Consider the following 6,066-nt stretch of genomic DNA (forward strand, 5'->3'; position numbering starts at 1 on the left):
ATCAGGATGAACCGGTCACATGGTGCGGATGCCGGGTATTATGCTGTTTCTGATGAACTGATCGCTCGATTTGCCGCGAGAGCACCGCATTATGATCGTCTGGGCGAGATCGCCTCCGAGAATATTGCTGATCTGAAGACAGCGGGTTTGTTTGGTTTAGCAGTTCCGCGGGACAGGGGCGGAGCCGGGATCGGGTTGCGGGCGATGGTCGGGATCGTCGCAAGGGTGGCGCGTGGCGATCCGTCCACGGCGCTGATTCTGGCCATGCAGTATCTTCAGACTCTGGGCGTTGCCCTCTCGGCGACGTGGCCTGAGGAGGTGCGGAATGAAGTTTTTACGACGATTATTCGTGACGGGGCGCTGATCAATGCGCTGCGTGTTGAACCGGAACTGGGCACGCCGTCACGGGGTGGTATTCCGGCAACACGGTTGAAGCTGGTGGACGGTGTGTGGCGTCTGAACGGCCGGAAGATCTTTTCGACCGGGTCCACGGCGCTGCGCTGGGGGATTGTGTGGGGGGCGACGGAGGAAGATGTGCCCCGGATCGGCCAGATTCTCGTGCCGCTCGACCTGCCTGGCGTGCGGATTGAAAAAAGCTGGCATCAGATGGGGATGCGCGCGACGGGCAGCGACACGGTTGTATTTGAGGATGTCGCAATTCCGGAGCGTTATCTCGTCAATCTGATTCCTGCGGGAAGCGGAAGCCCGGAGACACCGGCGCTTGCGACCTGGCATGCGATTGTTGTTGCCGCCCTTTATGATGCCGTGGCCCGGTGCGCCCGGGACTGGCTGGTCTCGTTTCTTCACAGTCGGGTTCCGACCGGGCTTGGACGACCACTGGCGACGCTGCCCCGTTTTCATGTCGTTCTCGGGGAAATTGACGGGCTTTTGCTGACGAACGAGGCTCTGCTTGAGCGGGCGCTCGCGCAGGATGACGCGGGTCGGGCAGATGGCACGGAGGCAGCCCAGATCAAGCGTCTGATGACGGAGAACGCCATTGCGGCGGTGGGCCGGGCCATTGAGGTGACGGGCAATCCGGGGCTGAGTCAGGACAACGCGCTGGAGCGGCATTACCGCAATGTTCTGTGTGGCCGCGTTCACACGCCGCAGGCGGATGTTGTTCTGGAAATGGCCGGACAGGCCGTGCTGGATCCGAAATGAGCGTCTCACGCGGGAGAGGATGCGAAAATTCGCATCCTGATCCGGCACGATAAATCTGCCGGTCCTGCGGGTTATGTTCTGTGGTGTCGTCAGCTTGTAACGAAGTCAGAACTATCGTGAAACCCGCTGAAAATGGCATGATTCTCTGTGCCGGGGTGGTTCCTGACTATTGACCTTGCCGGCCATTCCCCATTATTCAACGCACGTTGATTTTAAAGCTCCGCGTACCGGTCCGGTATGCAGGAAAACCCGTGTGGAGCAAGGGACTGTGACGACAGAGACCAATGCCACGAAATTTCTGGCAGAGCAGAATGTTCCGTTTTCGGTTCATACGTATGAATATGCCCCAGGTGGTGGTCTGATCGGCCTGCAGGCGGCATCCTCGATCGGGGAAGAGGCGGGGAACGTTCTCAAGACCCTGATTGTTGAGGTTGATCGCAGGACGCCGGTCTGTGTCGTTGTGCCGGTTGACCAGAAGGTCAGTTTCAAGGCAGTTGCGGCTCTGTTCGACGGACGCAACGCTAAAATGATGAATCCGGAAAAGGCTCATAACCTGACGGGATATCAATCAGGCGGGACGAGTCCGTTCGGCTCCGTAACGCCTGTTCCGGTCGTGCTCGCCAGTCAGGCGATGGACAGGCCGTATATTTATGTCAACGCCGGTGATCGCGGGCTTGTTGTGAAACTTTCTCCCGCTGATGCGCAGAAAGTCACGAATGCCATCGTTGCCGACATCGCTGCTGCCTGAACGGCAGAATTCAGGAACTGTTGATGAATATTCACGAGTATCAGGCAAAGACACTGCTGAAATCCTGCGGGATGCCGGTGCCTCAGGGGCATGTCGCCCATACGTCCGCCGAAGCGAAGGACATTGCCCGCTCGCTGCCAGGGGATGTTTTTGTCGTCAAGGCCCAGATTCATGCCGGCGGGCGCGGGGCTGGCAGATTTGTCGGCGAACCGGCCACGGGTGGCGTGCGTCTTGCCCGCTCGGCCAGTGAAGTTGAGACCTTTGCGTGCGAGATGATCGATCGCGTGCTGGTCACGAAGCAGACGGGACCTAAGGGTCGTCTCGTTCGCAAGCTTTATGTCGAGGCAGGCTGTCAGATTGAGCGGGAGTTGTATCTCTCGCTTCTTGTCGATCGGGAAAAGCGTCGTCTGACCATTGTCGCCTCTCAGGATGGTGGCATGGACATTGAAGAGGTTGCAGAAAAAACGCCTGATCGTGTTCTGACGGCGTCCATCGATCCCGGCATGGGATTTCAGGACTGGCAGGCGCGCGATCTGGCGGTGAAGCTGGGCCTGCGCGGGCCGCTGATCCGGCAGTTCATTCAGGTTCTGAAGGCGGCGTATACAACGTTCACGACGTATGATGCGTCTCTGGTCGAGATCAACCCGCTTGTGGTGACGAAGGACGGAAACCTCCTGGCTCTGGATGCCAAGATGAGTTTCGACGAGAGTGCTTTCTTCCGCCATCGTGATCTTGAGGATCTTCGTGACGAGAACGAGGAAGATCCGCGCGAGCAGGAGGCGGCGCGGTTCGGGCTGTCTTATATCGGTCTGGATGGCACGATTGGCTGCATGGTCAACGGCGCCGGCCTGGCGATGGCGACGATGGACATCATCAACGCCGAGGGTGAGCAGCCTGCGAACTTCCTGGATGTTGGCGGCGGAGCGTCTCGCGAAAAGGTGGCGGCGGCGTTCCGCATTTTGCTGGCTGACCCGAATGTTGAAGGTGTGCTCGTCAATATTTTCGGCGGGATCATGCGCTGTGACGTGATTGCGGATGCGGTCGTCGCGGCGTCGCACGATGTGGGGCTGAAGGTGCCGCTGGTGGTGCGTCTTGCCGGTACGAATGTTGAGGAAGGGCTGACGAAACTGCAGGAGTCCGGGCTGCCTCTGGTTGTTGCGAATGACCTCGGAGATGCCGCGCGCAAGATTGTAGCAGCTGTACGCGAGGGGAGGAAATCCTGATGTCGATCCTGATCAATCGCGACACGAAAGTTCTGACGCAGGGTTTTACCGGTGCGCAGGGCACGTTCCATGCACAGCAGGCGCTGGCTTACGGGACGAAGATGATCGGTGGTGTGACGCCGGGCAAAGGCGGCACGACGCATCTTGATCTGCCTGTTTTTGACACGGTCTGCGAAGCGCGGGATGCGACGGGGGCGGATGCGTCGGTCATCTATGTTCCGCCCGCGGGGGCTGCGGATGCGATCCTTGAGGCTATTGCGGCGGAGATGCCGCTGATCGTGTGCATCACGGAGGGCATTCCGGTGCTTGATATGGTGCGTGTGCGTCATGCGCTTGAGGGATCGTCCAGTCTGCTGGTCGGACCGAACTGTCCGGGTGTGATCACGCCGGATGAGTGCAAGATCGGAATTATGCCGGGGCCGGCGCACCGGCGCGGACATGTTGGCATTGTTTCGCGATCCGGCACGCTGACCTATGAGGCGGTGGCGCAGACGACCGCGCTGGGTCTCGGGCAGAGCACGAGCGTCGGCATTGGCGGCGATCCTGTGAAAGGTCTCGATTTTATCGACGTGCTTGAGATGTTTCTGGCTGATCCGGATACAGATTCGATCGTCATGATCGGTGAGATTGGCGGCCGGTCCGAGCTGGATGCGGCGGAGTTTCTGAAACAGGCGCGTTCTTCCAAGCCGGTTGTCGGATTTGTTGCTGGTCAGACGGCGCCTCCGGGGCGTCGGATGGGTCATGCCGGTGCTGTGATTTCGGGTGGTGACGACACGGCCGCGGCCAAGATCGATGCCCTGCGTTCGGCGGGGGTTCATATGTCTTCCAGTCCTGCGCTTCTGGGCGAGACGTTGCAGTCTGTCCTTAAGGGGAAAAACTGATGTCCATTACTGTTGAGACTCTGACGGGGAAGGCGATCGAGCCGTTTCTGCCGGATCTGGCCCGTTTGCGGATCACGGTGTTCCGCGAGTGGCCGTATCTTTATGACGGCGACGTTGCTTATGAGGAGAAGTATCTCCAGCTTTATGTGAAGAGTGCCGGCGCTGCTGTCATTCTGGCGCGTGACGGGGAGAAGGTCATCGGGGCTTCCACCTGTCTGCCGATGGCGGACGAGATGGACGCCATTCGCGCGCCGTTTGAGAAACGTGGCCTTCCGGTCAGCGATTTCTTCTATTTCGGGGAATCCGTTCTCCAGAAGGAGTATCGCGGGCACGGGCTGGGCGTGCGCTTCTTCCTGGAGCGTGAGAAACATGCTCTGGAGACGACGGCCCCGGACTTTGCGACGTTCTGTTCGGTGCGTCGTCCGGAGGTGCATCCTGCGAAACCTGAAGGGGCGACGACTTTGCATGCATTCTGGGCGAAACGCGGGTATCATCCGCTGCCGGGCGTGACCTGCTCCATTGACTGGAAAGAGCCGGGGAATGCGGAAGAGACGCCGCATCTGCTTGATTTTTTCATTAAATCCCTGCGTGGCAAGCCGGTTCCGGCTGTGCTTCTGAACGGAGAGGCTTCCTGATGAACAAGACCCTTCGCCTTGGCGTCCTTGCGTGGCCGGTTGCGCGTTGCGGGACGGTTGAAGACTACGCGAACCATCTTGACGCGCTGGTTGCCGAGGCGGCGCCAAATGCTGACCTGCTGCTCATGCCTGAATATTCCTGCATGGAAGTTGCCGGGGCGCTGACGGACAGACCGGACCCGAATGCCGAGCTGGAAGCGGTTTGCGCACATAGCGACGCGATTCTCGCCATCATGCGGGATGCGGCTGTGAAGCATAAGGTGTGGCTGATGCCGGGCACCCTGCCCCGCCCTGAGGTGTCCGGTGTGCGCAACCGTGCGCCACTGATTGCGCCTGACGGGACAATCTTTTTTCAGGACAAGCATGTCATGACCCGTTTCGAGACGGAGTCCTGGGGTGTGAAGGCGGGGAATCCGCCAGGTGTTTTTGAAACACCATGGGGAAAGATCGGCACGTCGATCTGCTACGATTCTGAATTCCCTATGCTGGCGCGGGCACAGATTGAAGCTGGTGCGTGGCTGATTCTGGTTCCGACCTGCACGGATTCCATGCATGGTTTCAACCGGGTGCGGATCTCGGCTGAGGCGCGGGCGCTGGAAAACCAGTGCTTTGTCGCGGTATCGCCGACGGTCGGCGATGCGCCGTGGCTGGCGACGCTGGATGAGAATCATGGCTGCGCCGGGGTTTATGGTCCGATTGACCGGGGTTTTCCGGCTGATGGTGTGATCGTCGAGGGCAGGCTCGATCAGGGCGGCTGGGTTTACGCGACGCTTGATCCGGCGACGCTGGCTGAAGTTCAGGAAAACGGGGCGGTTCGCAACTGCCGTGACTGGCCCCGATATGTTCCGGTTCCCGGCGCGATTGTCGCCGAAGGCTGATCAGGGAGAAAACGTATGTCTGCTGAAGAAACAAAGACGCTTATCGCGGCTTATTATGATGCCTTCAATCGTGAGGACAACAAGGCCGTTCTTGCTCTGCTCGCGGATGATGTCGTGCATGACATCAATCAGGGTGGTCAGGAGGTCGGCCTTGACAAATTCCGGACATTCCTTTCGAAAATGGAAGGATATTACAAGGAAGAGTCGAAGGGCCTTGTCATCATGACCACGCCTGACGGTGCGCGTGCCGCTGCTGAGTTTTCTGTTCATGGTGAGTATGTGAAGACCGAGGCGGGGCTTCCGCCGGCGAAGGGTCAGAAATACGTTCTGCCCGTCGGTGCGTTTTTTGAGGTGCGTGGCGGGAAAATTGCCCGTGTCACCAACTACTACAATCTTCCGCTGTGGACGAAGCAGATCGACGCTGCTTCGGTCTGAGTGTCTGACCGAAAATGAGTTGAGTGATTTCAGCGGGTTATGATTCATGGGTTTGCGATAACCTGATGAGATCAAGATGGCCTGGACTGAAATCACCCGAGCGCA

General features: G+C 59.0%; 7 protein-coding genes. All 7 read left to right on the top strand.

Annotated elements, in window-relative coordinates:
• Window positions 1-6: 6 nt before the first annotated feature.
• A complete protein-coding gene (locus GOB85_RS15185) occupies window positions 7-1,161 on the top strand; it encodes an acyl-CoA dehydrogenase family protein (RefSeq protein ID WP_173578324.1) in 1,155 nt (384 codons plus the stop codon).
• Between the two features lie 268 nt (window positions 1,162-1,429).
• A complete protein-coding gene (gene ybaK, locus GOB85_RS15190) occupies window positions 1,430-1,909 on the top strand; it encodes a Cys-tRNA(Pro) deacylase (protein ID WP_173578335.1) in 480 nt (159 codons plus the stop codon).
• Between the two features lie 23 nt (window positions 1,910-1,932).
• Window positions 1,933-3,132: an ADP-forming succinate--CoA ligase subunit beta gene (gene sucC / locus GOB85_RS15195; RefSeq protein WP_173578325.1), complete on the top strand. Its 1,200-nt coding sequence runs from the start codon at window positions 1,933-1,935 to the stop codon at window positions 3,130-3,132.
• Window positions 3,132-4,013 carry a succinate--CoA ligase subunit alpha gene (gene sucD / locus GOB85_RS15200; RefSeq protein ID WP_173578326.1) on the top strand — a complete coding sequence of 294 codons (882 nt, stop codon included), beginning with the start codon at window positions 3,132-3,134 and terminating at the stop codon, window positions 4,011-4,013. Before sucC ends, sucD begins: the two co-directional genes overlap by 1 nt.
• A complete protein-coding gene (locus GOB85_RS15205) occupies window positions 4,013-4,648 on the top strand; it encodes a GNAT family N-acetyltransferase (RefSeq protein WP_173578327.1) in 636 nt (211 codons plus the stop codon). The genes sucD and GOB85_RS15205 overlap by 1 nt, the downstream gene beginning before the upstream one ends.
• On the top strand, window positions 4,648-5,526 hold the full coding sequence (locus GOB85_RS15210; RefSeq protein ID WP_173578328.1) for a carbon-nitrogen hydrolase family protein: 879 nt from the start codon (window positions 4,648-4,650) through the stop codon (window positions 5,524-5,526). The genes GOB85_RS15205 and GOB85_RS15210 overlap by 1 nt, the downstream gene beginning before the upstream one ends.
• 15 nt (window positions 5,527-5,541) lie before the next feature.
• On the top strand, window positions 5,542-5,961 hold the full coding sequence (locus tag GOB85_RS15215) for a ketosteroid isomerase-related protein (protein WP_173578329.1): 420 nt from the start codon (window positions 5,542-5,544) through the stop codon (window positions 5,959-5,961).
• The last annotated feature ends 105 nt before the right edge of the window (window positions 5,962-6,066 follow it).

It is taken from the genome of Acetobacter fallax, from assembly GCF_011516735.1.
GTDB classification, from domain to species: domain Bacteria; phylum Pseudomonadota; class Alphaproteobacteria; order Acetobacterales; family Acetobacteraceae; genus Acetobacter; species Acetobacter fallax.